This is a genomic window from Flammeovirgaceae bacterium (assembly GCA_015180985.1).
Lineage (GTDB): Bacteria > Bacteroidota > Bacteroidia > Cytophagales > Cyclobacteriaceae > UBA2336.
In genome coordinates this window covers 2659789-2684153 of sequence record CP054185.1, presented here as the reverse complement: position 1 = coordinate 2684153, position 24365 = coordinate 2659789, and the positions used below count along the sequence as shown (strand labels likewise).

General features: G+C 45.4%; 19 protein-coding genes. 10 read left to right on the top strand and 9 right to left on the bottom strand.

Features of this window, described 5'->3' with window-relative positions:
- Nucleotides 1–55: 55 nt before the first annotated feature.
- A complete protein-coding gene (locus HRU69_12300; GenBank protein QOI98218.1) occupies nt 56–532 on the bottom strand; it encodes a hypothetical protein in 477 nt (158 codons plus the stop codon).
- Nucleotides 533–649: 117 nt separating this feature from the next.
- Here HRU69_12300 and HRU69_12295 point away from each other — a divergent pair, with 117 nt between their 5' ends.
- The 3 genes from HRU69_12295 to HRU69_12285 all read left to right on the top strand — a co-directional run bounded on the left by HRU69_12295 (nt 650) and on the right by HRU69_12285 (nt 5957).
- Nucleotides 650–2497 carry a phosphoenolpyruvate carboxykinase (GTP) gene (locus HRU69_12295; protein QOI98217.1) on the top strand — a complete coding sequence of 616 codons (1848 nt, stop codon included), beginning with the start codon at nt 650–652 and terminating at the stop codon, nt 2495–2497.
- Between the two features lie 151 nt (nt 2498–2648).
- Complete coding sequence (locus tag HRU69_12290; GenBank protein QOI98216.1) at nt 2649–3908, top strand: MFS transporter; 1260 nt, start codon at nt 2649–2651, stop codon at nt 3906–3908.
- Between the two features lie 3 nt (nt 3909–3911).
- Complete coding sequence (locus HRU69_12285; GenBank protein QOI98215.1) at nt 3912–5957, top strand: OPT/YSL family transporter; 2046 nt, start codon at nt 3912–3914, stop codon at nt 5955–5957.
- Between the two features lie 71 nt (nt 5958–6028).
- On the opposite strand, the gene HRU69_12280 is transcribed toward HRU69_12285, so the two are convergent.
- The 3 genes from HRU69_12280 to HRU69_12270 form a co-directional block, all read right to left on the bottom strand.
- Complete coding sequence (locus HRU69_12280) at nt 6029–6394, bottom strand: TerB family tellurite resistance protein (protein QOI98214.1); 366 nt, start codon at nt 6392–6394, stop codon at nt 6029–6031.
- Between the two features lie 106 nt (nt 6395–6500).
- Nucleotides 6501–8129: a chaperonin GroEL gene (gene groL, locus HRU69_12275; protein QOI98213.1), complete on the bottom strand. Its 1629-nt coding sequence runs from the start codon at nt 8127–8129 to the stop codon at nt 6501–6503.
- A 28-nt stretch (nt 8130–8157) separates the two neighbouring features.
- Complete coding sequence (locus HRU69_12270; GenBank protein ID QOI98212.1) at nt 8158–8436, bottom strand: co-chaperone GroES; 279 nt, start codon at nt 8434–8436, stop codon at nt 8158–8160.
- A 273-nt stretch (nt 8437–8709) separates the two neighbouring features.
- Between HRU69_12270 and HRU69_12265 the strand changes: the two genes are divergently transcribed.
- Nucleotides 8710–9426 carry a hypothetical protein gene (locus tag HRU69_12265; protein QOI98211.1) on the top strand — a complete coding sequence of 239 codons (717 nt, stop codon included), beginning with the start codon at nt 8710–8712 and terminating at the stop codon, nt 9424–9426.
- A 287-nt stretch (nt 9427–9713) separates the two neighbouring features.
- Here the strand turns inward: HRU69_12265 and secG are convergent, their stop codons facing one another.
- Genes secG through miaB form a run of 5 tightly spaced genes read right to left on the bottom strand, consistent with a single transcriptional unit; the run spans nt 9714 to nt 14216 of the window.
- Nucleotides 9714–10040, bottom strand: a complete 327-nt coding sequence (gene secG / locus HRU69_12260) for a preprotein translocase subunit SecG (protein ID QOI98210.1) — start codon at nt 10038–10040, stop codon at nt 9714–9716.
- Nucleotide 10041: 1 nt separating this feature from the next.
- The gene (locus tag HRU69_12255; protein QOI98209.1) at nt 10042–10932 is read right to left on the bottom strand and encodes a hypothetical protein; all 891 of its coding nucleotides are present in this window, start codon (nt 10930–10932) and stop codon (nt 10042–10044) included.
- Between the two features lie 34 nt (nt 10933–10966).
- Nucleotides 10967–11452, bottom strand: coding sequence for an LptE family protein (locus HRU69_12250; GenBank protein QOI98208.1), 486 nt, complete (start codon nt 11450–11452; stop codon nt 10967–10969).
- Between the two features lie 46 nt (nt 11453–11498).
- A complete protein-coding gene (locus HRU69_12245) occupies nt 11499–12761 on the bottom strand; it encodes a sigma-54-dependent Fis family transcriptional regulator (GenBank protein ID QOI98207.1) in 1263 nt (420 codons plus the stop codon).
- 6 nt (nt 12762–12767) lie between these two features.
- Complete coding sequence (gene miaB, locus HRU69_12240; protein ID QOI98206.1) at nt 12768–14216, bottom strand: tRNA (N6-isopentenyl adenosine(37)-C2)-methylthiotransferase MiaB; 1449 nt, start codon at nt 14214–14216, stop codon at nt 12768–12770.
- A gap of 68 nt (nt 14217–14284) precedes the next feature.
- On the opposite strand from miaB, the gene HRU69_12235 reads away from it, so the two are divergent.
- From HRU69_12235 to HRU69_12210, 6 genes are all read left to right on the top strand, one after another.
- Nucleotides 14285–14794 carry a gamma carbonic anhydrase family protein gene (locus HRU69_12235; GenBank protein QOI98205.1) on the top strand — a complete coding sequence of 170 codons (510 nt, stop codon included), beginning with the start codon at nt 14285–14287 and terminating at the stop codon, nt 14792–14794.
- A gap of 55 nt (nt 14795–14849) precedes the next feature.
- Complete coding sequence (locus HRU69_12230; protein ID QOI98204.1) at nt 14850–15452, top strand: OmpH family outer membrane protein; 603 nt, start codon at nt 14850–14852, stop codon at nt 15450–15452.
- Between the two features lie 75 nt (nt 15453–15527).
- Entirely contained in the window at nt 15528–18677 is a 3150-nt protein-coding gene (locus HRU69_12225; protein ID QOI98203.1) for a cyclic nucleotide-binding domain-containing protein, read from the top strand.
- Between the two features lie 148 nt (nt 18678–18825).
- Nucleotides 18826–21984, top strand: coding sequence for a hypothetical protein (locus HRU69_12220; protein QOI98202.1), 3159 nt, complete (start codon nt 18826–18828; stop codon nt 21982–21984).
- Nucleotides 21985–22028: 44 nt separating this feature from the next.
- Nucleotides 22029–23114 (top strand): outer membrane beta-barrel protein, encoded by a 1086-nt coding sequence (locus tag HRU69_12215; GenBank protein ID QOI98201.1) that lies wholly within the window; start codon nt 22029–22031, stop codon nt 23112–23114.
- Nucleotides 23104–24333 (top strand): hypothetical protein, encoded by a 1230-nt coding sequence (locus tag HRU69_12210; GenBank protein QOI98200.1) that lies wholly within the window; start codon nt 23104–23106, stop codon nt 24331–24333. The genes HRU69_12215 and HRU69_12210 overlap by 11 nt, the downstream gene beginning before the upstream one ends.
- Nucleotides 24334–24365: the final 32 nt, after the last annotated feature.

Here is a 24365-nt window from a genome sequence, read left to right as displayed (position 1 = left end):
AAAAAATAACCCTGCAAAGGTAAGAAGGCCTGTTAAATTCTGAAAATCCAAGCAGTTATGGTTTCTTTTTCAGGTCCGCAGCAATTTTTTCGTATCGGGCCTTTACCGTTGGATCGGATTTAATGGCATTTCGGATTTTATTGTACGATGCCGAACCTAGTTTTTCGGTTGTCAGGCTCTTGAGGGCTTCCGAAAGTTTAATTGTTTCCTCGGTACGCTTCAGGTTGATTTCCTGGAGGGCCGCAAGTTCTTCCGGAGTGGCTTTGGCGGCTTTGAGTTTCTCCTGGTCGTTGCCGAGTTGCGAAAGCTGGTTATAGCGGGCTTCCGAAATTTTCGGGTTATTTTTTATCAGTTGTGAAAGTGTATTCTTTAATTGTTCGGTTAAATCATTGATCGAATCCATTACTACGGCATATTGCTGTAATTCTTCATTGGATATGGCAGGTGCTGATGAATCCTGACCATGGACTGAGGTTAAACTACCCGCAGATAACAGCATCGACAGTGACCACACTTTTAATCGGTAATTCATTTTACTTCAATTTGTTGCGAATATGAGATATTGACGCCTAATTCTGCAAACGATTGAATATTTCATTTTCGTATAACGAATGCTTAATTTGAGCGCTCTTTTCTAATCCTTAATGCTATGACTGACGAATTGGTATCCACCTATGCCATAAATCATGAGGTGGCCCTTAACTGGGTAAAACAAATAGCCGACTTGTGTAAACCTGACCAAATACGCTGGTGCGATGGAAGTACCGCAGAGTACGATGAATTATGTAACAAGCTTGTTGATAAGGGTACATTTATTCGCTTAAACCCGGCCAAGCGGCCCAATAGTTTTGCCTGTTTTTCTGACCCCAGCGATGTGGCCCGGGTAGAAGATCGGACCTACATCTGCAGCCGCAGAAAGGAAGATGCCGGCCCCACCAACAATTGGGTTGATCCAAAGGAAATGAAGCAAACCCTCGATAAACTCATGGATGGCTGTATGACTGGCCGCACCATGTATGTTATTCCATTCAGCATGGGGCCGGTAGGCTCGCCCATTGCACACATTGGTATTGAAATTACTGATTCTGAATATGTGGTGGTAAACATGCACATCATGACGCGTGTAGGCAAGCGGGTAATGGACGTACTCGGAGTTGATGGTGATTTTGTAAAATGCCTGCACACGGTAGGTGCACCGCTGAAGCCCGGCCAGCAGGATTCGACCTGGCCAACCAACCCGACTACCAAATATATTGTACACTATCCGGAAGAACGTTCAATTGTTTCGTATGGATCCGGCTATGGCGGTAATGCTCTTCTTGGTAAAAAATGTTTTGCATTACGCATCGCAAGTTCCATGGCCCGCGAAGAAGGATGGCTGGCCGAACACATGCTTATTCTTGGTGTTGAAACACCTGAAAAAGAAAAAACGTATGTGGCTGCTGCCTTTCCCAGCGCCTGCGGCAAAACCAACTTTGCCATGCTGATACCTCCGAAAGAATTAAGTGATTGGAAGGTAACTACAGTGGGTGACGATATTGCATGGATAAAACCAGGCAAAGACGGACGACTTTACGCCATCAACCCGGAGTATGGCTACTTTGGCGTGGCTCCCGGAACCAACGAGAAGACCAATCCCAATGCGATGAAAACCATCGCCAAGAATACCATTTTTACCAACGTGGCTATTACCGAAGATGGCGATGTGTGGTGGGAGGGAATGACTAAAGAGATACCAACGAATTTAACCGACTGGCGAGGTCAAAAATATGATCCGGCTCCGGGCAAACCCGCTGCCCATCCGAATGCCCGTTTCACTGCACCGGCATCGCAATGCCCCTCCATTGATCCGGATTGGGAAAATCCAAATGGCGTACCCATTGGCGCCTTTATCTTCGGTGGAAGACGGAGTACTACCGTTCCGTTAATTTACCAGGCCCATAACTGGAATTATGGTGTTTACCTGGCAGCCACCATGGGCTCGGAAATGACAGCCGCTGCTTTTGGCGAAGTAGGTAAAGTAAGACGTGACCCCTTTGCCATGCTGCCGTTCTGTGGTTATCACATGGGCGACTACTTTAATCACTGGCTTCAGTTTGGCCGCGATATTCCAAACCCGCCACGCATTTTTGGTGTAAACTGGTTCCGCAAAGATGAGCAGGGGAACTTTCAATGGCCCGGCTTTGGTGAAAACATGCGCGTGTTGAAATGGATTGTGCAAAAGATAAGCGGCAAAACCAATGCCGTTGAAAGTCCGATAGGATGGATGCCTCATTATGATGATATCGACTGGCGCGGATTGAATTTCTCGAAGCAGGAATTTGACCGGATTATGGAGATTGACCGTGAGCAATGGAAGCAGGAACTGCTTAGTCATGCCGAACTCTTTGAGCGCATGTACGACAGGCTTCCTAAAGAATTTATCTTCATGCGCGAACTGCTCCTCTCCAGCCTATGGCGTTCTCCGGAGAAGTGGAGCCTGGAGCCTGAGCGTTAACTCTTTTTATAGAGTCGTCCTACGACTTAAGTCGTAGGACGACTGGGTAGAAGCCTGTGGTTTACCGCAGGCTTTTTTGTTTTACGGCAATTGATTTATTGAATTAATACACCTACTTTGGCTTTGACCAAACCTAATTTTTTATTGCAGGATGACCATCCAGGAACGACTTACTCAGATTAAAACCGGATTCAGTTCTACGTTTTGGATCGCAAACACCCTTGAACTTTTTGAACGGTTTGCCTATTACGGATCAAAGGCTGTGCTTACAGTTTACCTCGCTACAAAAGTGGGCCTTCAGGAAGAGGCAGGTTTTTTAGCCGGTGTGTTTAACCTGGTGCTTTATTCCCTTCCTATTGTAGCCGGTGTGTTTGTTGATAAGTACGGTTTTCGTAAAACGCTTATTGCCTGCTTTGCTTTTTTCTGTATCGGCTATTTTTTGATTGGGCTGGCCGGGCTTGAGTTTGGGCAAGACTTCGTGGCCATTTTCGGTAAGCGCAACTATGTATTGGCCGTCCTTCTGCTGACGGCCATAGGCGGATCGTTGATTAAACCATGCATCGTTGGAACCGTAGCCAAAACAAGTAAAAAGGATGCACAGGCTTTGGGCTTTTCTATATATTATACGCTGGTTAATCTGGGCGGAGCCATCGGCCCCATACTCGCTTTGCAGGTTCGCGAAACGTGGGGAATCGAATACGTTTTAATCATGTCATCTATTACTTCATTTTTCCTGATTATCGGAACGGTTTTGTTTTTTAAAGAACCCGTGGAACGCGGTGAGCCGACAGAGGTCCGGACCTTTCAAAAAGTGTTTGGTGATATGGTGCTTGTTTTTGGTAATCTGCGTTTCATAACCTTTTTACTGATTTTCTCCGGCTTCTGGATGATGTTCTGGCAGATTTTTTATTCGTTCCCGTTTTATGTTACCGATGTTTTAAAATTTGAACGGTTTGAATTACTGGAAACAGTGGATGCGTGGAGCATTATTATCCTTACTGTTCCGGTAACAGCATTGGTAAGCAAATGGAAACCGATAACAGCCATGACACTCGGCTTCAGCATTGCCAGTCTTTCGTGGATTATTATTGGTGTATGGGCAACGGTGCCGGCCGCGATAATCGGTATATTCTTTTTTGCCTTGGGTGAGGCAATTCAGGCGCCCCGATTTTATGAGTACGTTGGCTCGCTGGCGCCAAGGCATCAGGTGGGTACATTCATGGGTTTTGCTTTTCTGCCGGTAGCTATCGGTTCGTTTACAGCTGGTATAATAGCCGACTGGCTGCGCGGTTCTTACCTGAGTACGAATCCTTCTATGATGTGGTACACATTGGCCGGAATAGGTATTCTATCAACCTTGTTAATGCTCATCTATAATAAGTTTTTAACACCCAACCAACCTCAATCCTAACCTATGGAGCAAACCAAAGCATTTAAACCCTACATTTCACCTGAACAAAACATACCCGAATTCACTTTAAAATCGGTGATTTTTGGTGCATTGTTCGGTATCATCTTCGGATCATCTACCGTGTATCTTGCTTTGAAAGCAGGGCTTACGGTTTCGGCATCCATTCCAATAGCTGTAATAGCGATAACGCTTGGCAGGAAATTTCTTAAAACAACTATTTTAGAAAACAACATTATTCAGACAACCGGCTCAGCAGGCGAATCCATAGCAGCCGGGGTTGTGTTTACGTTACCCGGCTTTTTGTTTTTATCGCCCGGGCCCGATGGCGTAAGTGTTGGCGAATCGTACTTTAATTATTTAACCATCCTTATTCTGGCTGCCTTTGGCGGTATGCTCGGTACGCTGATGATGATCCCTCTAAGACGCTCGTTGATAGTTAAAGAGCACGGAACATTGCCTTATCCGGAAGGCACCGCCTGTGGGTCTGTACTACAAGCTGGTGAAAAGGGAGGTGTGTTTGCACAGACTGCATTTATCGGGATGGGCGTGGCTTTGGTGTATGCCATGCTTCAAAAGGTTTTTCATGTTATTGCCGAAACGCCCTCGTATGTCACAAGCCAGCTAAATAAATTCTGGCCATCAGCTGCCACAAGGGGTGAAATAACACCAGAGTATCTGGGTGTGGGTTATATTATCGGCCCAAAAATTTCAGGTGTTTTGGTTGCGGGTTCAGTATTAGCCTGGTGGGGTTTAAATCCATTGCTGGCCACCCTTGTTCCGGCTGATACCATTGCGCTGCAGTTGGTTAAACTGGGTTATCTGGCCGATATTACCAAACCGGGCGGACCCGGTGGCTGGGATCCTGCTGCTCACACCTTTGCCAGCTATGCCGATGCCATTTACCGCGCCTACATCCGGCAAATTGGTGCAGGAGCCGTAGCAGCGGGAGGATTTATTACACTGATGAAGACCATGCCTACAATTGTAAGCTCGTTTAAAGAAAGCATTGCTTCGCTGAAAGAAAAAGGCTCAGCCGGTGTACTTCGTACGGAAAGGGACTTGTCATTTAAGGTGGTGATCTTCGGCAGCATTATCCTGATAGCCGTATTAACTATTATGCCAAACATTCCGGGCGAAGGTTTACTTCAAAAACTCCTGATAGGCATTCTGATTATCATCTTCGGATTCTTTTTTGTAACGGTAGCCAGCCGCATTGTAGGATTGGTAGGTTCCAGTAACAGCCCGATTTCAGGCATGACGATCGCAACGCTGATGGGAACCTGCCTGATTTTTACTGCCGTTGGGTGGAGTGGAAACCTTTACGAACCTTTGGCCCTGGTTGTTGGCGGCATGATTTGTATTGCTGCCGCTAATGCCGGGGCAACTTCGCAGGATTTGAAAACAGGATTCATTGTCGGGGCAACTCCGCGGTATCAGCAACTTGCTCTTTTTATCGGTGCGATAGTGTCATCCATCGCAATTGGCATTGTTGTAAAAGTATTGGATACGCCCACAGCCGATATGGTAGCGCAAGGATACACGCATGCCATCGGATCCGATAAGTTTTCGGCACCCCAGGCCACACTTATGGCTACCTTGGCCCGTGGTATACTATCATTTAATCTCGACTGGCAGTTTGTGATGGTAGGTGTTTTTATCGCTGTAATGATTGAGTTATGCGGAGTTAAGGCGCTTGCCTTTGCTATTGGTTTGTACCTCCCACTGTCAACAACGCTTCCAATTTTTATTGGTGGAGCCATTAAAGGCGTAACCGACTGGCAGTTAGAGAAAAAGCATGCTGTTAAAGCTGATGATGAACTTGGCCGGGGTAGTTTGTTTGCAACAGGATTGATTGCCGGTGGCGCACTGGCCGGAGTAATTGTAGCCCTGCTTTCGGTTGATGACGGCATATTCAATGCCCTGCAGCTTCTTAGTGCCGAACATGGCCTTATCTCCTTATTGGGTCAAGGTGGTTATAATTTGCTGGGAGTTTTATTCTTTACTGCTATGGCCTTTGGGCTTTATAAAATCGGAATGAAAAAGGATTGAATAGCCGCTGAAGTGTATAATAAAAAAGCCCGAATCAAACGGGCTTTTTTATTACGTGAAATCGTTTCTGTTTAATGCGATACATCAATAATTTCCTTCAACGTAGTCAATGCATCTGTTTCTGATTCATCAATTTTACCATCGGCATTGATTATATCGTACAGGTCGGTATAGATATGGTATTTAACCGGAAATTTAACTTCTGAGAAGTGCTTAAATGTATCGCGGAATAGGGTGCGTAATTGGTTCTTATCGAAATCTATGTAAAGGGTCATGGCCTCTTTTAGCTTCTTGTCGTAATCCGACTCGTTGGGGTACAGTTTTTTCATCTTTTCCTTAACCACTTTTACTTCGGTTTCATGAAATTCGCCATCAGCGTGTGCCATGTGCACGTACAGAAACAATACAAAGTCTGCAAAAGTCTTATGGATAACCATGGGTTGTTTGTTTGTGGCTGTTAAGTTACGCAGCAAATCAAATCTGTCAAAATACAAAAGCCCCACCAACAGGTGAGGCTTTTTGTGTAAAGCAAATGCTGAGATATTACATCATGCCGCCCATTCCTCCGCCACCGGGCATGGCAGGGGCTTCTTTTTCTTCCGGTATTTCTGAAACCACGGCTTCGGTTGTCAGCAGTAAGCCAGCAATAGAAGCAGCGTTTTCAAGGGCCAGGCGGGCCACCTTGGTCGGATCAATAATTCCGGCCTGGAAGAAATCTTCAAACTTGTTCTCGCGGGCGTTGAAACCGAAGTCCTTCTTGCCATCGCGCACCTTATTCACAATTACTGAGCCTTCCTGACCGGCATTTTCAGCAATAATGCGCAGCGGAGCTTCCAGTGCAAGACGAACGATGTTTACACCGGTTTCCTGGTCATCGTTGTCGGTGTCCACATCTTTCAGGGCATCAATAGCACGCAGGTACGCTACACCACCGCCCGGAATGATACCTTCCTGTACGGCTGCGCGGGTTGCATGCAAGGCATCGTCAACGCGATCCTTCTTTTCTTTCATCTCTACTTCTGTTGCAGCACCTACGTACAGGATAGCTACACCACCTGAGAGTTTGGCGAGACGCTCCTGCAGTTTTTCCTTGTCGTAATCCGAAGTAGTGGTTTCAATCTGAGCTTTAATCTGGTTAATGCGGCCCTGGATTTCCGACTTTTTACCGGCACCGTTTACGATGGTGGTATTGTCTTTATCAATGTTTACTTTTTCAGCGCGGCCCAGGTAGTCGAGGGTGGCGTTTTCAAGTTTGTATCCGCGTTCTTCGCTGATTACCTGACCACCGGTAAGGATGGCAATGTCTTCAAGCATCGCTTTCCTGCGATCGCCAAAGCCGGGGGCTTTAACGGCAGCCACGCGCAACGCGCCACGGATTTTGTTCACCACCAGTGTAGCAAGGGCTTCGCCTTCAACTTCTTCGGCAATAATCACCAGCGGTTTACCGGTTTGGGCAGTAGCTTCCAGGATGGGGAGCAGTTCCTTCATGCTGCTGATCTTCTTATCGTAAATCAGGATGTAGGGATTGTCAAGCTCGGCCTCCATTTTTTCGGTGTTGGTAACGAAGTAAGGCGAGAGGTAGCCGCGATCGAACTGCATACCTTCCACAGTTTTTACTTCGGTTTCGGTACCTTTTGCTTCCTCAACGGTAATTACACCGTCTTTACCAACTTTATCCATCGCATCGGCAATCATTTTACCGATGGTCTCATCGTTGTTAGATGAGATGGAAGCTACCTGCTGGATTTCGTTCGAGTCTTTGATTTTTTTGGATTGCTTCTTCAGATTTTCAACAACCACAGTCACAGCTTTATCAATACCGCGCTTCAGGTCCATCGGGTTGGCGCCTGCGGCCACATTTTTAATACCGTGGTTAAAAATAGCTTGCGCCAGCACGGTTGCGGTAGTGGTACCGTCACCGGCAGCATCAGCAGTTTTCGAGGCCACTTCTTTAACCAGTTGAGCACCCATGTTTTCGATGGGGTCTTTCAGTTCGATTTCCTTTGCAACGGAAACACCGTCCTTGGTTACGGTAGGGGCTCCAAACTTCTTATCAAGGATAACGTTACGGCCTTTCGGGCCCAGGGTTACCTTTACGGCATCAGCCAGTTTATCAACGCCCTTCTTCAGTCTGTCGCGGGCTGAGGTATCAAAGGTTATTTCTTTCGCCATAGTTTTTAGTTTTTTTTGAGTTTATGATTTAGATAATTCCGAAAATGTCTGAGTTCCTCATGATCAGGTACTCTTTACCGTCAATGGTGATTTCGGTGCCGGCATACTTACCATAGAGCACATGGTCGCCTACCTTAACGGTTACGGGCTTGTCTTTCAGACCTTCACCTACGGCAATGATTTTACCTTTCTGGGGTTTCTCTTTTGCCGTATCAGGAATAATGATTCCGGATGCGGTTTTTTCCTCCGCAGCAGCAGGTTCTACCAGAACCCTGTCCTCGTTTGGTTTAAAGTTGATTTTTGCCATATACAGTTAATTGATTTTTAGGTTAAACAAGTTTGACATGTGCCCAGATTAACACCTATTGTGCCAGCCTGCTTTACCGGCAAAAATGAATTAAAACCACAGCAAAATGGCAGTTTTTTGGGGCTTTCAGCCCTTTCATTCTGCCAACCTCCGGTGGCTAAACTGGCAGGATGGCAGATTTGATAGGGCATCGTTTTGGCCCGGTGGTTGTATTAACCGTGCTTGAACAGCGTTTTATCAATTAGTAACTTTTACAAAATTTGGTTAAAAAAAATGAACCGGTTATCAAAAGATTGGCTTACGCAGGGACTGATTGATTTTGAGTACAAGCGGTACATCTTGCTGGCTTACCTGAAAACGGTAAAGGAGTCGTTTGGGCGGGTGGCGTTGTATCCGTTTTTAAGCGATTTGGTTTTTCACTATCAAAATCTGCAGGCTGTAAAGGAAAACAGGGCGCTTATACGAGAATCGTTTCCGAAAGAATTGTCGTTGGAAGAGTTTAAGAAACTTGAACTGACTTACCGGGAAATGATTGAGGACGATTCTGTAATGAATGAACTTACTTCTATTATCGAATGGGCGCTTCCCCGGTTTAAAAATTCGTTGCAGGAAGGTTCGGTAATTTACGAATACGTTGAATCGCAATGTGAGATATCGCCTATTGGTGTTACTCCGCTTTACGCCCGCGAAGGCTATTTGTTTGTTACGGTTCCCCCGGAAAAAGAAACCAGTGTTTATCGCTACCAGCTTAGTATTTACGAAGAGCAATATGAGCAGTTGCGCAGCCTGAATACCGAGTTTATCGAAACTATTCCGAAAAGCCCGGTTGTTCCGTATGAAAGTATAAAAATCAACCTGGTTAAACGATTCAGAGAGATGCCTAATCCGGCAACCTATCTAATTTTATCGCGTGTAAAATTTCCGTTTACAGAAACCCTGATGCCGGTTGCGAAGCGGTTATTTGTAAAACACATTTCAAAGATTGAATAACCGATAATCTGCAAACTTACCTGAATATGTTATTCGCATGACGGTTGAAGTGATTGGGCTCCGGGGCCGCATGGCCCTGTTGTTCAGCCAACGCTGCACCCAGTCCACACATGCCACTGCCAGACCAAAAATTGGCCAGGGCGTTGTCTCAACGTACTGAAAAAGATGAATGAACCATTAGGTATGATTCCGGACTATCGTATTGAATAATTGGTTTACTATTCTAACAACAAAAAACCCGCCTGGTGGCGGGCTGATAGTCGTAAGTATCCGGCTTGCAGTAACTGTCAGTTGGTACCGGCTGAATCTGTTACCGGAATTTCAGTAGAGGGTGGTGCGGCCTGTTCACCGGCCTTATCCAGAATGTCGCTGCCCTTGCTTCCTGATGAAGGGGTAATAAAATTGGTTGAAAGCGAAAGCACCATGATGGCAATGGCAAAGCCCCAGGTTAGCTTTTCAAGTAAATCACCGGTCTTTTTAACTCCTATAATGTTGGTTGCACCGGAGCCACCAAATTGGCTCGTCAGCCCACCGCCTTTGGCATTTTGAGCAAGTATTACCAGAACAAGCAGTACACAGGAAAACAGGATTAAACCGATAATAAAGGTGAGCATATTATTTTTTTAGTTCATCAATTCGGGCTGCAAAGTAAGTCTTTTTTTGTGGAAACTTCCAAATGAGCTTCTTTAACACTTCAATGGCTTTATCTTTCTTCCCTTGTTTCAGCAGGATTTCAACCAGGGTCTCTGAAACGATGTGATCGCTGAACTCCCCACTGCGAAGGGACTCAGACATGTCAGGTTGGTCTTCGGTGGTACCGGTTGCCGGAGAAATAACGGGTTTGGTTTTAATAAACTGATTAATGATTTCAATTTGCTCTTTGGTCTTTTCATTCTCCGGTTTAATCTTTTTACGCGAGGTTTTTATCGCTTCAATCAGCGGGTCAGTTAGTTGTGTTTTGCCAGCCGTCTTTTTTGTTATTGGCTTATCTGCATCAGATTCGATTGTCTTTTCTGCGGCAGATAAACCTTTTGCCAGTTCTACAATGCGTTGCCTTTTGGATTTTAGTAATTCTCTCTTGCCTTTTTCAGATTTTCTTTCTCTGATTACAAATGGTTTTCCGGTATTGTCAACACCAAAAAGAGCTTCAAATGTTTCTTTTGCATGCTTCAGTTTCTCCAGATCTTCAACTACTTCATCCGCAAAATCAGGTGAGGTGCCGGATTGCTTCACGATAGTATTTTCAGCAACGGGTTGATTATCTGTATCGGCTATTCTGCGGGTCATGATTTCTTTTAAAACTGACCTATCGGTACTGTGGATGGCGGCCTCCTGTAAGAGAACTGCATGTTCCTGAATGCCGTGATCACTGCATGCCCGTGCAGCTAATCCCTGAAGCACCTGGCTGAATGGATACTGATTGCGCAAGGTCAAGAGTTGACGAGCCTCATCTTGAGTGGAGGACGGAAAACGCTGGATTAGTGAGATTAAATCGACTTTATTCACGCGTAAGGTTGAGGTAGGTAAAAATAATTGTTTTTTACCAATTGGCAACCGATGCGTTGAAGATGTCAAGTGCAAGTTGATCAAAAATCTGACGGGTCAGGTTTTCTTCGATGTCGGCAAAATTCAAATCATTGCTGAAATCGCGGTAAAACGAAAATGATCTATCCTTAAAACTCATGGATTCATCCAGTGAATTGATGTACGTAACTTTTACGGTTATTGTAAACCGGGTAGAAGCTGCCAGGTCGCCCCGACTCGGATCGCCACTGGCAACAGGCGCAATTTGGGTTAGCGAATAACCGGTGATAATGCCCTCCATCTGTAATTGTCCGTTTTCAGGTACCACATTCAGATTGGTGTTTTGGATCATGTAGTCTTTTAACCGGTTGGTGAATACCTGCCCGATATTGGCCGGTGCCAGTTCGGTGTTGTTGTAAAACTCCTGTATCGAAATATTTTTTGCATTGGTGGTTGTGCCCTGAAAGGAGTAAACTCCGCAGGACGAAATCTGAATTGTCATCAAGATTGCGTAACAGCTAAGCAGACCGGACAACATTATTTTTATTCTATTCCTCCAGGTCATATTGTTTTATTTTCCGGTAGAGGGTACGTTCCGAAATACCTAAATCCCGCGCTGCATATTTTCTTTTATTGTTGTTTTTGCGAAGGGCTTTTATAATAAGTTCTTTTTCTTTTTGTTCAATTGAAAGTGAATTGTCTTCCGCTTCATGACTGATATCCTGCACTTCTACATCGGCTTCCGGGTGAAGGTCTTTCTTAGTGGGGTTCAGGTTCAGTACAATGTGCTCCTCCGGTTGTTTGGTTTCAGTAAAGTGGATGCCCTCAAATAGTCCGGGGTTTTCTTTAACCAGCTGGGCTGCGTTGCCCTGGCGGGTAACCAGATCAAGAACAATTCGCTTTAAATCAACCACATCTTTCTTCATATCGAACAACACCTTGTAGAGGATGTCTCGTTCGGATATGGCTTCGGCCGGAGCAGAACCGTTACGATAAAGAGCAGGCAGGGTATTTTCATGAGGCAGGTAATGCGCCAGTTTTTCGGCTGTAACCTCCTTATCATCGGTTGACAGAACGGAGATTTGTTCAACCAGGTTTTTTAACTGGCGGATATTGCCCGGGAACCGATACTTCAGCAGCGCTTCCTTGGCATCTTCGGTTAGTACAATCGGTTTTACTTTATACTTTTCGGCAAAATCGGTAGCAAACTTGCGGAATAAAAGTTCAACATCCTTACCGCGTTCGCGCAAGGGCGGAACATAAATTGGTACGCTGCTAAGCCGGTAGTATAAATCCTCCCTGAATTTTCCTTCCTCCACATTGCGCATCAGGTTTACGTTGGTGGCGGCTACAACCCGTACATCTGTTTTCTGCACTTTAGACGAACCGACTTTGATGAATTCTCCATTCTCCAGCACCCGCAGTAATCGGGCTTGGGTTCCTAATGGCATTTCGCCAATTTCATCCAGAAAGATGGTACCCCCGTTGGTTACTTCAAAGTATCCTTTACGGGCTTCATGAGCCCCGGTAAACGATCCTTTCTCATGGCCGAACAACTCGGAGTCAATGGTTCCTTCCGGTATAGAGCCGCAATTAATGGCAATAAACTGGCCGTGTTTGCGCGGGCTCAGGTGATGAATAATTTTGGAGAAGATCTCTTTGCCAACGCCACTCTCACCGGTAATCAGTACCGACATATCCGTGGGGGCTACCTGCATGGCTACCCGAACGGCATGGTTCAGCATAGGCGAATTGCCGATTATTCCGAACCGTTGTTTAATGCTTTGAATTTCTGCTTCCTGCGTAGCCATCTAACTTCAGCTTACAACTTTACCGAATAATGTGGCAGCAGTACACTGGTGTACACCTACATGAACATACTGGCCTTTTTTAAAGTTTTCTCTCGGGAAAACAATTACTTTGTTAGCCGAGTTTCTTCCTTGCAGGTAGTCGGCTGATCGTTTCGATTCACCTTCAATCAATACCTTATGCACTTTCCCAATTGCCTGCCGGTTTCGCAACAGCGAATGCTGATTCTGTTTACTTATAATTTCATTTAACCTCCGCTTTTTTACCTCAATGGGTACGTCATCTGCCAGTTTGCGTGCTGCAAGCGTGCCCGGGCGTTCGGAATAATGAAACATATACGCAAAATCGAATACCACCTCCTCCATCAGGTTAAGTGTATCCTGATGGTCGGCTTCTGTTTCTGTACAAAAGCCTGTTATCATATCCGATGAAATGCCGCATTCTTCACCCAGTATTTCTCGGATGTGGTTGATTTTCTGCAGGTACCATTCGCGGCTATAGCCCCGGTTCATCAGTTCAAGGATGCGTGAGTTACCACTCTGAACCGGCAAATGGATGTATTTACAGATATTCTCATACCGGGCCATGGTATGCAACACCTCATCGGTAATGTCTTTGGGGTGCGATGTTGAGAACCGGACCCGCAGGTCGGGGTGGATCTGGGCGACCAGTTCCAGTAACTCGGCAAAGTTTATTACCGAATCTATTCCTTTGCGTTCCAACAGGCCCTTGTTATTTTCTTCGGAGCTCCATTTATACGAGTCAACATTTTGGCCCAGCAGGGTAACCTCGCGGTAACCGTTTTCAAATAATGTCCGGGCTTCGTTTATAATGGACTGCGGATCGCGGCTGCGTTCGCGGCCCCGTGTAAATGGTACAACGCAGAATGAACACATGTTATCGCAGCCCCGCATGATGGAGATAAAGGCGGTAACTCCGTTTGAGTTTAACCGTACCGGTGCAATGTCGGCATAGGTTTCTTCTTTTGATAAAAACGTGTTCACGGCCCGTGCGCCTTCATCCACCTGGCTGATGAGCCTTGGCAGATCGCGGTAAGCATCCGGACCGGCAACCAGGTCAACAATTTTTTCTTCTTCCAGCAAGTTGGTTTTTAAACGCTCGGCCATACAGCCGAGCACGCCCACCAGTAATTCAGGCTTTTTATTTTTAAGCGCATTAATCTGTGTCAGCCGGTTGCGTACGGTTTGTTCCGCTTTTTCCCGAATCGAACAAGTATTCAGAAAGACCACATCGGCCTGGTCCGGTTCTGAAGTGGTATCAAATCCTTCGTTGCGCAAGATGGAGGCTACGATTTCACTATCAGAAAAATTCATCTGGCAGCCGTAGCTTTCGATATACAGCTTCCGACCTTTGCCGGTGCCCGAACCAGGCAGGACTTTTACCTGATCAGCTACCTCGCCCTCAACAAAACTTATATCCTCAATTAATTGCCTCATTTTCTGGAAATCAGGCTGCAAAAGTAATAATTTTATCGGTAAATATGACAAGTTGTCAGTAAAGTAGCATGGCTATTATAAAATCAGTACGAGGTTTTACCCCAAGATTCGGTGCGAATTGCTTTTTGGCCGATGGTGCGGTAATCGTGGGTGAGGTGGTAATGGGCGATAACTGCACGGTGTGGTTTAATGCCGTGGTGCGGGGCGATGTACATTCCATAACAATTGGTAACAACACCAACATCCAGGATGGAGCAGTGCTTCATTGTACCTATCAACGCGCTAAGCTGGTGATTGGAAATAATGTTTCGATTGCGCACAATGCCGTGGTGCATGGCTGCACAGTTGAAGATAATGTACTGATTGGCATGGGTGCCATTATTATGGATGATGCCCTTATCGGCACCAATTCGGTTATTGCAGCGGGTGCGGTAGTGTTGCCGGGCACACGGGTTGAGCCCGGCAGTGTGTATGCCGGGGTTCCGGCAAAACGGGTTAAAGATATTTCGGAGGATATGCTTGAAGCCATCAGGCGTACAGCCCGTAACTACCCGATGTATGCCGAGTGGTTCAGGTAGCATTAGTTTGCCCACGCTGGGGTTCTCATTATATTTGCCGGCTAATTAAAAATTCATGAAAAACATTTCGCTTGTGCTCAACATCGTGCTGCTGGTGGCAGTTGGTGTTTTGTATTTTCTTTTCTTTTCAGGCCGTATAGATTCCGATCAGCCATCCTCTTCAGGTGAGGGACCCGGTTCGCTTTCGGTGGCTTATATCAATTCCGATTCGGTGCTTAAGCATTACGATTACATCAAAGCTTCGGCTGAGATTCTTGAAGCAAAGAAGAAAAAAGTAGAACAAGATTATCGAAACCGTGCTGAAAGTCTGCAAGGTGAAATCACAGCCTACCAGCGTAACATGAACAACATGACCATTGGCCAGGTGCGTACCTTGGAAGAAGATCTGGCACGAAAACAACAAAACCTACAGTTGTTTGAACAACGCATAACCCAGGAGTTGGTGAACGATCAGGCTAAACTGAACGAAGAACTGTATAAACGTGTAACAGCTTTTTTAAAGAAATACGGAGAAGAAAAAGGTCTTCAAATGGTTTTTAAATTGGATCCGGGTAGCGATATCTTGTACGGACAAGGTGCATTGGATATTACCAATGAAGTTATTACCGGCCTTAACCAGGAATACCTCGCTGAGAAAGAGGCCGCCAAGAAAAATTAAACCGAACCCCTTGGGATAGGAGGGCCTGACGAGCATCGTCAGGCCCTATTTTTTTATATTTGCTCATAAGGAAACATGAATATTCTAAATCGGTCTTTGCGGATTACAAGCCAGGAGCAACGCCAGGTTGTGTACATGCTGGCTACCGGATTTTTTATGGGTGTGTTTATTGCCACCTACCAGGTAACGGCCGATTCGCTTTTCCTGAACCGGATGGGTGCTTACCTGGATCGGGCCTTTCTGGCTGCCGGTGTGCTTGGAATTGTTTCAACTGCAACGTTTTCTTTTTTACAGAATTATATCCGATTCTCGGTGCTTTCATTGATTGTAATCGGGATTATTTTCAGTTTTACCCTTTCCGTATATCTATTGCTGAACTTCGGAAATCCCGATTGGCAGCGTAATGTAATTTTTGCAATGTACTGTGCCTCGGGCCCAATGGTAGCATTGCTAATGCTGAGTTACTGGGGCACCTTTGGCCGTTTGTTTAATTTCAGGCAATCCAAAAACATCATCGGATGGATAGACACCGGCCAGCTTATTGCTGCTATTGTGGCTTCTTTCCTCATTCCGTTTACAGCATTTCTTGTTCCGGAAACCAGCGATTACCTGGTGGTTTGTAGTGTTAGCATTTTACTGATGGGTGTTTTGCTGGCGGTTATTGCAGCTAAGTTTTCTTTATCAAAAAACGATCCAGGGGAGTTTGATGCTGAGGTAAGGCGTGAAACCAGTGTGCGCAGAATGTTTTCAGACCGGTATATACTGGTCATGTCGGTGGTGCTGATGGTTTCGATGATGGCCTTTGTGTTTAACCAGTACTCCTTTCAGCAAATGGTAAAGGAGCAATACCCTGACCAGCGCGCCCTTACCGACTTTATGGCCTTTTTTACAGCTGCTGTTTATGGTCTAAGTCTAATCATGCAAACATTTGTTAATCAGCGAATTATTGGTAACTACGGTTTGCGTACTTCGCTTTACATTTTACCGATTGTACTTGCCGTATTTTCAATAGGCTCACTGATAACCGGAGCCGCATTTGGGTTTCACAAGGAAACCTCACCGGCCGGGTTTGTCTATTTCTTTTTGTTTATGGCCATGAGTCGCCTGTTTAACTGGACTTTACGCGAATCACTCGAAACCCCGGTGCTTAAGTTGTTTTTTATACCACTTGACAACCGGGTGCGCTTTAGTCTTCAGGCAAAGGTGGAAGGGCTTGTAAATGAAAGTTCACGGTTTATTACCGGTCTTGTCATTTTCGGATTAAGCCTGATACCGTGGTTCGATGTTATCCACGTATCCGCTATGCTTACTTTACTGGCTGGTTTGTACTTTCTTGTCATTAACAAACTCTATACAGGGTATAAACATAAAATCAGGGTTAAACTTGAAAGTCCGGATTTGCAACAGGATAAACTCGAAGTTGGATTTGCGCAAATAACCAAACGCCTGGAAGGTTTACTGACTTCATCCGATAACAAAAAGGCGGTGTTCTCTTATAAGTTACTTGAGAAAATCAACGCCAGTCAAACCCCGGTTTGGGTAAATAACCTTATTCGGAACGAAGATGAAGCCGTTAAACATTACGCGCAGGAGCGGATGAATGAAATGAAGGGCCTGTCCGTATCCGATCAATATGTTATTCGCCTTGATCCGGAAAAAACAAACCCTTCCGAAAGAAACCTGCTCAGTATAACTGATCTGCAGATGATTCTCGATAACGAAGGCGATATTACAAAAGCCCGTATTCAGCGCCTGGCCCGGTCAGCCAATGCCAATGACAGGCAGTATGCTGCAGAATTATTGCTGCATACCTCCTCGGATGATTCTATCTCGTTCCTGATTGAACTTCTGAATGACCCGGAAACCAAGGTGAGGAATACCGCTATTAAGTCATCCATAAAAAAGCACAATGCCGAAGTGATTAATGCAGTTATTGATAATATGGCCAACCCTATTTTCAGTAATCAGGCGATGAATGCACTGGTGCTTATGGGTACAAAAACACTTCCGGCTTTGGAAACAGCTTTTTATAAAAGCGGACAGAGCACACACCTGATGCAACGCATCATCCAGGCGATGGGCCGTATTGGCGGCCAACGGGCTAAGGATTTACTATGGAATAAAATCGATTACCCCAATAAGGTTATTGTATCACAGGTGCTGCTATCGTTAGGCGAATGTGGATTTAAAGCCGGCATCTCGCAGGTTACCCGCATTAAGTATGCCATCGAAAATGATATTGCGGATTTACGGTGGAATCTGAGTGCTATACAGGAACTTGGGTCAAGTGAGTATAATAAGCACATAATCAATTCATTAAAATGGGAGATTCAAAATGATATTGAGCACATATATATGCTGTTGGCGATGCTCTATGACACCCGCTCAATTCAACTGGTGAAGGAAAATATTGAAAGTGGAACCACCGAAGGAATAACCTATGCAGTGGAATTGCTCGATGTATTTTTGTCTGAGCAACTCAAGCAGCGTATCATCCCGGTACTCGATGAAATTTCGGATGAAGAGCGTATTAAACGACTTGACATTTTTTATCCGCGGGTAAAGTTAGATGCACGTTTGGTATTGAAATTCATTATTAACCGCGACTTCACCCAGTCGAACCGGTGGACCAAGGCATGTGTGTTGTTTCAAATCGGTAATCAGCGCATCGAAGCGTTTAAGCTTGACCTGATTGCACAGTTGTTTAACCCGGATCAGCTAATTAGTGAAGTGGCTGCCTTCGCGCTTTGGCAGATTGATGAGCAGGAGTATGAAGAAAACTCCCGCAGGCTGGGTGCTGCCAGAAAAAAGGAACTTGACGAAATTGTACTGACGGACAGGTTGAGCCGGTTCAGTAAAGTTTTGTTTTTCATGAAAGTAAGCGTATTTGAGGATGTTCCCGGAATAACCCTGACTTATCTGGCCGATATTAGCCGGGAAGTTTCACTCAGTAAGGATGAATCGATGACCCTTGATGAAACCGTAAACAATGATTTTTTTGTTGTGGTAAAGGGCGAAGTTGATTTCTACCAAAGGGGTACTCTTTCGGGAATATTTAAAGATGGTGAATTTATAGGGGAGATGTTGGCTATGCCCAACTTTGTAAGTACTAACCTGATCATAGCCAAGACTGACGTAACTTTATTAAAAATCAACAAAGATCAGTTTTACGAGTTGCTGTCAGATAACGTAAAATTGGCCGACCGGGTAATTGAATTTGTATAAAAATTTGCGATTTCTGGCCAAATTCGCTTATTTAGAGTCTATTTTTTAAACTAAGTAGCTGGATTTCTATTTTTTAAACTAATAATTGAAGTGTGGGCTTAACTTTTCGGCTTCAAAACATTAAATTTCAGGTTCTTCGTGGCATCGTATGCTGAGTAAGCCGCTACATACCGAACCTGAACAGGAATTGCCTGAAATTCATACCGAAATTCAGCCCCATGCTGTTAATCCGTTTCCCGGGTTGCGGCCCTTTACCGTTGATGAATGTCATCTGTATTTTGGTCGGGAAGGCCAGGTTGACGAAATCTTAACAAAACTTGCTACCCATCGCTTTGTTTGCGTAATGGGTTATTCCGGAAGCGGAAAATCATCATTAATGTCATGCGGACTTGTACCCGTGCTCTACGGAGGTTTTGTTTCGCACTCCAGTCCGCATTGGCATGTTATAATCACGCGTCCCGGCACGTCACCAATCGAAAACCTGGCCGAATCAGTAGTTCAATACATGGTTCAGCACAAGCGGATTCAACAGGAGGATATACCCATATACCGGTCTATTATTCTTTCTGTGTTACGCAGCGGACCCCACGGGCTTTCTGAAGTTTCAAGGTTTTTGCAAACCTTCCGACAGGACAATATATTCTTCATGCTTGATCAGTTTGAAGAATTGTTCCGCTACCGCGATTCAAACGAATATGGCGAAGCAGAAAATGATGCACAAGCATATGTAAACCTTATCCTGCACGCTATTCAGCAAACCGATACGCCAATCTTTGTAGCGGTTACCATGCGGTCTGATTTTATTTCAAAGTGTGCGGCATTTCCGGGCCTTACTCAGGTTATTAATAACAGCAACTACCTGGTGCCGCAGATGACGCGCGAGCAAAAGAAACTTGCTATCGAGGGACCTGTTGCCGTGGCCGGTGGTAAAATTTCCCAACGCCTTGTAAAAAGGCTACTGAACGATATGGGCAAAAACCAGGATCAGTTGCCCATATTACAACATGCATTGATGCGCACCTGGGATTACTGGGTGAATAATCGGGAGCCTGGGGAGCCGATGGATATCCGGCATTACAATACCATCGGTCGGATTGAACAGGCCCTTTCACAACACGCCAATGAGGTGCTGGAAGAACTATCGCCCCGGGAGAAGGAAATTGCTGAAATTCTTTTTAAAAGCATTACCGAAAAAAGCAGCGAAAGCCGGGGTATGCGCAGACCGGCAAAACTCGGCCTTATTGCTCGCCTGGCCGATGCCGATGAGGAAGAAATGATTGCCGTGGTCGAGCATTTCCGCAAACCCGGCCGGTCGTTTTTAATGCCATCACATCATGTTCCGCTTAACAGCGAATCGGTAATTGAACTCTCTCACGAAAGCTTAATGCGCATCTGGATTCGCCTTACCTCCTGGGTTCAAGAAGAATTTGAGTCAGCCCAGATGTATAAGCGGCTGTCAGATGCTGCGGCCATGTACCAGATTGGTCGCACGGGTTTGTGGAGACCACCCGATTTGCAACTGGCCTTGAACTGGCAGAAAAAACAACGGCCAACCCGCGAATGGGCCCAACGGTATGATGAAGCATTTGAGCGGGCTATCGTATTTCTCGATACCAGCCGTATTACATACGAAGCAGAATTAAAAAATCAGGAACTGCAGCAAAAACGAATGCTGCGAAGGGCCAGGGTTACTGCAGTGGTCCTTGGTATAGCGGCCGTAATCGCCTTGTTGTTTCTGGTGTTTGCTTACATTCAGAAAGTTGAAGCCGACAATCAGACCAGGCTTGCTGAAAAGCGCGAACGGGAAGCAGCGGACCAACGTGCGCTGGCTGAACAAAAACGAATTGAAGCCGAAGCGGCAACCGAATTGGCCAACCGCAGAAAGGATGAATTAGAACAGGCACTGATTAACGTTGAAAAGGCGTTGGCTGAAGCCAACCGGCAGCGCAACCTGGCTATTGCCGCATTGAAAAAGGCCGAGGAACAGGAAGCGCTGGCTATTGCAGCGGGTGAGAAGGAACGAGAGCAACGAATAATTGCAGAAACCGAAACCATACGGGCTAATGCTCAGTTCGAACGCGCCAATGGGCTTTATATGCTTGCCGTTGCTCAAAAGTTAGCCGGTATATCCTATCAGGAAGATGATGATCGGGATTTGGCTGGGGCCCAGATTATGCAGGCTTATCATTTTAATACCCGTTACGGAGGTAAACGGTACGATCCGTACATCTACAATGGATTATATCATGCACTTAAACTGTTTAGCGGCTCAACATTCAATGCCGTTAAAGTGCCCGGCCCGCCCCGCAACCGAATCAATTCGATAGCCGTATCCTCACGTTCGGCAACCTTTTATGCGGCCGGGGCCGATGGACGAATTTTTACCGGTAATTACGAAAAGCAAACAAGCGCACCCACAGGCTTTGAAAATCCGTATCCTAACCGTGTAATTGCACTAAGTTCGGATGAACGATATCTGGCTAATGGAACAGACTCTGCATCCATACAGGTTTTTGATCTTCAGGGTAATTCGCAAAAGCCACTGGTAGTTAAGGGGCTTACAGGAGTAACCAATGCATTAGCATTTTTACCTGATAACAGCGGTCTTCTGGTAGCTAAATCCGACCGAACAATTTCTGTGGTCGACCATCGAACGGGCAGGTCAAGAACAATTTGCAGCCTGCCTTATGAGATTAAGACATTAGCGGTTAGCCCGGATGGCCGCACAGTAGCCGGTGCAGCTTGGTCCGGACAACTGGTATTGATCGATCTGCAATCCGGCAAAGCCGAAATGCTAAAGGAATATTCAGGTGCTCAGGTTTTGTCCATTCAATTTAGTCCGGATGGCCAAAAGCTCGCTTATGGTACTTTCGAAATCAATGATAAGCGTGGACTGGTAAAATTGTATGATTTGAATTTGCGCAAGGAAGAACGTCAGTTTACCGGGCATAAGGCAGGAGTTTATGATGTTGAATTTTCACCTGATGGCAAGTTGCTGGCCAGTGCCGGTGCTGATAAACGACTTCAGATGTGGGTACTGGATAACCCCGAAGACTTACCGATAGTGATGGACAACAACAATGGCTTTGTGTGGGACATAGCCTTTGCCCGTGGCAGCGACTACCTGATAGCCGCCTGTCATGAATCTGAAATACGGATATGGCCAACCGATCCAAAATTCCTGGCCAGCCAGATTTGCCCGAAAATGTCAAGAAACATGACACAGGATGAATGGAAGACCTATGTTGGTAACGATATAGACTATGAAACAACCTGTGTTAACCTGCTTATTAAAGACTATCAATAGAGAAGATGCGCTGCGTTCGAACTTTAGTTGGGGCATCTTTAATCTTGTGGAGCACGATTCTTTCATGGTCTCAGGAAGTGACCTGCGAACAAGTGTTAAATCAGGCAACAGAAGAATTTAACTCCGGCAGGTTTTACGGAGTACCCGGTATGCTGGCCAACTGCATTCGCGATGGGTTTACCCGCGAACAACGGCAGCGGGCCTACCTGCTGCTTACCCAGGTTTACCTGTTGCTGGATGACCCACTGGCTGCAGAAAACAGTTACCTGCAGGTTCTTGATGCCAATCCTGAATTTGCTACTGACCCCGCTGTTGATCCTATTGATGTGGTTTACCTGAGTAAAAAATTTACGGCCTCACCCATTTTTTCGGTGTATGGCCGGATGGGCACTAACGTTTCGATAAACCGTGTTATTCATGAAATTTTGCCTTCCTCCGGCCCGGTACCAATCAGTACTCAATACACCATTAAGCCGGGGATCCAGGTTTTGGGTGGCATTGACTGGAATTATTCAGAGCACCTTGCGCTTTCGGCAGAAATCGGATGGACATTAACTGACTTTAAACGTGAACGATTTAATGTTTTCGAACGCGATCAGCAGATTTTCTTTGAGCGGGCAAATTGGGTTCAGCTACCGGTAATGATAAAATACTCCTTCGACAGGTTTTATAAATCGCAGGTGCGGAAATTTTTACCGCAGGCCTTTGCCGGAGTTTCTTTTAGCTATATGTTTTCTTCTAAAGGAGAACTTGAAATATTCAACAATAATCAGGGTGATAACGGACTGAATACTATTATAGCATCAAGCCCTAAGATTGATTTTCTCCCGTATCGCAACAGGCTTGCTGCCTCTTTTATCGTTGGTGGCGCTGTTAAATACAAATGGAAACTAGACTATCTGTTCGCGGATTTACGGTACGCTTTCGGGCTCACTAATTTAGTTACCAACACAACCACCTTTGCCGGCAGACCCATGCAGGAGTTCGGTCATGTGGATGACTATTTCAGATTGGATAACCTCTCCGTATCGATTGGTTTTATTAAACCGTTGTATAAACCTCGTAAGCTAAAAAAGGCGAAAACGAAAACCGTGCTTAAATCAGTAAAAAAAATTGATAATGAAGAGTAGGGGTTTGTTATTGAATTTGCTGTTCATATGCATTGGGCTATCGTGTGATACCGGTAACAATGTTGAACCCGTGTTCAAAGAACACTTTATCAAATACTATGGAGAGGACGGTGACCAGGATGGAAGGGATCTGATTGTAAATGCGGATGGCACAATACTTATTTTAGGTTCCACGCAGGTTGCTCCTCAGCAAAGGCGCATTTTTCTTGTAAAGGCAAATTCAGCCGGTGATATTATCTGGCAAAAACGTATGGGTACTGCATTTGAGGATGCCCGCGACATCGAGTTGGTAACTGCGGGTCCCTTTGCCGGAAATTTTGTAATACTTACAAATACCCGTAAGCCTATTGGCGACAGCACCCTGGTAAAGTTGATTATCATTGACCAAACCGGAAATAAGCAAGACAGCGTGGAGTACAATGCCTGGCAAAGCCAGTATGGTTATTCGGTAACCACAACCTCCGATGGCGGCTTTATCGTTACAGGAAACACCTCGCCCGAAGCTTTTAATGACGGCCCCATGGCTGTAACTGACTTGAGCGATCTGTTATCCATCCGCTTTGATGGAAATCTTAACCTTACAACGTGGCCCACCGACTTTGGCGGTGAAGGTGATATCATGGGCATTAAGTATTTCGATATAAGCCCTACCGAACATTACTTTGCCGCTTATACTGATAAACTGCTGTCGGGTGAACTAAATGTAATCTCATTGTATGATTATAATTTCTGGTTTAATAAAGTTAAAGACAATGTTCGAACGGATTTTTTTGAAGGCGGAGCAGCTACTGCTGAACGAATGTCGTGGATTACAAGTTCCCCATCGGGGGCTTACCTTGCCATCGGTACAACTACCAGTACCTCCGGTGATCAGTCCATTTTGCTTACCAAAGTAATTAATGGATTTACATTATCTGAATCGAAAAGTTTTTCGTCCGGCTTTCAGGGAGTACATGCCTGTTCGTACGGAGTAAACCGGTATTTGATTGTGGGCAACCAAATCCGGCCTGGTAATACGCGTAATATCTGGCTGGCTAAAGTAAACCCTGCACTTGATATCGAATTTCAAACTTCTTTTGGAGGCGAATCAACCGATGATCGGGCATCTGCCGTTGCCGAATTACCGAATGGTGATATTTTGGTGTTGGGTACCATGAACCTTATCAACCAGGATAAAATAGCGTTGATAAAACTTAAGCCCGATGGGAGTTTTGAATAGACTTCGAATTGGGAAAAATTTAGTTTTTCAGC

Coding starts and splice junctions, on each gene's coding strand:
- HRU69_12300 (QOI98218.1), bottom strand. CDS start 532: ATGAATTACCGATTAAAAGTGTGGTCACTGTCGATGCTGTTATCTGCG.
- HRU69_12295 (QOI98217.1), top strand. CDS start 650: ATGACTGACGAATTGGTATCCACCTATGCCATAAATCATGAGGTGGCC.
- HRU69_12290 (QOI98216.1), top strand. CDS start 2,649: ATGACCATCCAGGAACGACTTACTCAGATTAAAACCGGATTCAGTTCT.
- HRU69_12285 (QOI98215.1), top strand. CDS start 3,912: ATGGAGCAAACCAAAGCATTTAAACCCTACATTTCACCTGAACAAAAC.
- HRU69_12280 (QOI98214.1), bottom strand. CDS start 6,394: ATGGTTATCCATAAGACTTTTGCAGACTTTGTATTGTTTCTGTACGTG.
- groL (QOI98213.1), bottom strand. CDS start 8,129: ATGGCGAAAGAAATAACCTTTGATACCTCAGCCCGCGACAGACTGAAG.
- HRU69_12270 (QOI98212.1), bottom strand. CDS start 8,436: ATGGCAAAAATCAACTTTAAACCAAACGAGGACAGGGTTCTGGTAGAA.
- HRU69_12265 (QOI98211.1), top strand. CDS start 8,710: ATGAACCGGTTATCAAAAGATTGGCTTACGCAGGGACTGATTGATTTT.
- secG (QOI98210.1), bottom strand. CDS start 10,040: ATGCTCACCTTTATTATCGGTTTAATCCTGTTTTCCTGTGTACTGCTT.
- HRU69_12250 (QOI98208.1), bottom strand. CDS start 11,452: ATGACAATTCAGATTTCGTCCTGCGGAGTTTACTCCTTTCAGGGCACA.
- HRU69_12245 (QOI98207.1), bottom strand. CDS start 12,761: ATGGCTACGCAGGAAGCAGAAATTCAAAGCATTAAACAACGGTTCGGA.
- miaB (QOI98206.1), bottom strand. CDS start 14,216: ATGAGGCAATTAATTGAGGATATAAGTTTTGTTGAGGGCGAGGTAGCT.
- HRU69_12235 (QOI98205.1), top strand. CDS start 14,285: ATGGCTATTATAAAATCAGTACGAGGTTTTACCCCAAGATTCGGTGCG.
- HRU69_12230 (QOI98204.1), top strand. CDS start 14,850: ATGAAAAACATTTCGCTTGTGCTCAACATCGTGCTGCTGGTGGCAGTT.
- HRU69_12225 (QOI98203.1), top strand. CDS start 15,528: ATGAATATTCTAAATCGGTCTTTGCGGATTACAAGCCAGGAGCAACGC.
- HRU69_12220 (QOI98202.1), top strand. CDS start 18,826: ATGCTGAGTAAGCCGCTACATACCGAACCTGAACAGGAATTGCCTGAA.
- HRU69_12210 (QOI98200.1), top strand. CDS start 23,104: ATGAAGAGTAGGGGTTTGTTATTGAATTTGCTGTTCATATGCATTGGG.